The sequence below is a fragment of the Kineococcus vitellinus genome, from assembly GCF_009906315.1.
GTDB classification, from domain to species: Bacteria; Actinomycetota; Actinomycetes; order Actinomycetales; family Kineococcaceae; genus Kineococcus; species Kineococcus vitellinus.
Genome location: NZ_JAAALL010000447.1, coordinates 1 through 2389 on the forward strand (window position 1 = coordinate 1; position 2389 = coordinate 2389).

Below are 2389 nucleotides of genomic sequence, written 5' to 3' on the forward strand. Positions count from 1 at the left end.
CCTCCGCGGCGGCGGCCGCCGCGCAGGAGGCCGCCGCCGCGGAGGTGGCCACCCGCGTGCCGGAGGAGGAGCGGGTGCGGGTGCAGACCGCGCACGGGGCCGCGCAGGCGGCGGCGCTGGCCTCCGGCCGGGCCGCGCACGCGGCCCAGGGCGACCACCGCGTCGCCGAGGAGCAGGTGCGCGGCGCCGAGCGCGCGCGCGACGCCGAGGCGGACAGGCTGCGCCTGCGCGCGGCCACCGTCGCCGAGCTGGAGCGCAGGAGCGCGGTGCGCGACGCGCTGGAGGCCTTCCGCCGCGACCGCATCGCGCGCCTGGCCCCGGAGGTCTCCGAGGTCGCCACCGACCTCGTCGCGCGCATCACCGGCGGCCGCTACGTCTCGGTGGTGCTGGACGAGGAGTTCACGCCCGTCGTCACCGACGAGGTCGGCACCCAGCGGCCGGTGCAGTGGCTCTCCGGCGGCGAGGAGTCCGCGGTGGCGCTGGCGCTGCGGGTGGCGCTGTCCGACGTGTGGTCCGGGCGCACCGGTGGGCTGTTCTGGCTCGACGAGCCGTTCGTGTCCCAGGACGCGGCCAGCCGGGCGGCGATGATGGCCGCCATCCGGGAGCTGCCCGGCCGGCAGGTGGTCCTCATCAACCACGCCTCCGAGGCCACCGACCTGGTGGACCTGGTCCTCGACGTCGTCCCCGACGACGTGGAGGGCGCGCGCATCGTGGAGGCCTCCTCCTACGGACCCGTCTCCGAGGCCGCGCTGGAGGTCGAGGACGAGGCCGTCACCGCCGCCTGAGCGGGGCCTCAGCCGTCGAGGTCGTCCTGCTGCGCGCGCTGCAGAGCGCGGGCCTTGACCTGCTCCACGTGGTCCGTCCCGGCCTGCGCCGGGTCGGGTGCGGGCCAGTGCGCGTTCCACGCCTCGACGATCTTGGCCGCCAGTTCCGGGGTCGCCACCGAGCCGAGGAAGTCGTCGAGGTCGGAGGGTTCGTCGCCGCGGCGCAGGTGCAGGGTGTGCCCGGTCTCACGGCCCACGCGCATGCGCAGTTCGGTGTGCTCGCTCATGGCGCCAGTGTGCCGTCCACCGCTGCGACTCCTGCGCGCCACCCCGGCGGGTGCCGGGGTGGCGCTCGACGGGAGCGGTCCGGGTGCGGGGCCGGCCCGGCCGCCGCAGCGACCGGGCCGACGTGACGACCGGCGGGGGGCGCTCACCCACCCGGTGGGAACCTCAGAACGGAGGGTTCCCCTGCCGGCCCGTGCCGGTGCCGGTGCTCCACGGGTCCTCGATGCCCGCACCGACGAGCTGCTCGGCGGCCGGCGGCTCCTGCGGGGCGCGGGTGCCCTCCCCGCCCTGGGGGTTCCCGCCGCCGTGGCGGCTGGTGCGGGTGACGGCGGCGGTGGCGTAGCGCAGGTCGGGACCCACGCTCTGGGCGCGGACGCGGACCGAGGTGCCGGTGCCGCCGTCCCTGCGCTCGTAGACCTCGATGGTCTGCTCCCCGGTGACGACGACCGCCGTGCCGCGGCGCAGCGAGTGGGCGACGTTCTCGGCCAGCGAGCGCCACGCCTCCACCCGGTAGTAGGACGTCCCCGCGTCCTCCCACTCCTGCGTCTGCGCGTTGCGCCGGCGCTCGTCGACCGCGACGCTGAAGTTCGCCACGGCCGCACCGCTGGGGGTGAAGCGCAGTTCGGGGTCGTTGGTGATGTTGCCGACGATGGTGATGGACACGCCCATGGTTGCCGCTCTCTTCCGTATGTTCTCGCGTTGCGTTCGCGACCTCGTGGGACGTCGCCCCTGGCGGGGGCGACGCACTGGACTGTAGGCGGTGGGTCCGACACGGGACCCCCGGTGCGGTGGTGCGGTCGCGGAGCCGGGGAAACCCCGGGGAGACCCTCGCACGCCACCGGCGGGAACCGCGGAGCGCTGCACCGCAGCCGATCGCACGCACCACCGCTCGTCCCCCGCGCCGGGTGGAACCCGGCGCGGGGGAACCGGCGTGGACCTCAGGCGGCGTCGGCCGGCGCGGGGGCGGCGGCGCCACCACCCGGCTGACCCGGCTGAGCCGGCTGACCCGGCTGCGTCCCGCCGCCGGGTGCGGCCGGCGCGTCCTGCACGGCCTCGGCCCGCTGGTCGCCGCCCTGCCGGCCGTGCTCCCGGCCGTGCTCCTGACCGGCGCCCCGCCGGGCGGCGACCAGCGTGGACTGGACGTAGGAGCGGAACGCCTCACCCGGCTGGCGCTGACCCTCGAACCAGGTCAGCAGGCTCTCCAGGACCCCGCCGTCCACCTGGCGCACCGCACCCACGCCGAACTTCGCGCGCAGGAACAGCAGCGCCGGGCTGTCGGCGGTCGCCGGGAACCCCGCGGCCACCGCCAGGTCGCGGAAGCGCTGCATGGCCTGCTGGGT

At 76.8% G+C, this 2389-nt stretch carries 4 protein-coding genes; 1 reads left to right on the forward strand and 3 read right to left on the reverse strand.

What is annotated here, in order from left to right:
* The coding region (locus GTQ99_RS22220; RefSeq protein WP_205708024.1) for an ATP-binding protein at positions 1–785 on the forward strand (785 nt) is incomplete at its 5' end.
* An 8-nt stretch (positions 786–793) separates the two neighbouring features.
* On the opposite strand, the gene GTQ99_RS22225 is transcribed toward GTQ99_RS22220, so the two are convergent.
* From GTQ99_RS22225 to GTQ99_RS22235, 3 genes are all read right to left on the reverse strand, one after another.
* Entirely contained in the window at positions 794–1051 is a 258-nt protein-coding gene (locus GTQ99_RS22225) for a hypothetical protein (protein ID WP_166617858.1), read from the reverse strand.
* Positions 1052–1214: 163 nt separating this feature from the next.
* Positions 1215–1712, reverse strand: a complete 498-nt coding sequence (gene ssb, locus GTQ99_RS22230; RefSeq protein WP_166617859.1) for a single-stranded DNA-binding protein — start codon at positions 1710–1712, stop codon at positions 1215–1217.
* Positions 1713–1987: 275 nt separating this feature from the next.
* Positions 1988–2389, reverse strand: a 402-nt coding sequence (locus tag GTQ99_RS22235) for a hypothetical protein (RefSeq protein ID WP_205708025.1), incomplete at its 5' end; no start/stop codon positions are given.

Coding starts and splice junctions, on each gene's coding strand:
- GTQ99_RS22225 (WP_166617858.1), bottom strand. CDS start 1,051: ATGAGCGAGCACACCGAACTGCGCATGCGCGTGGGCCGTGAGACCGGG.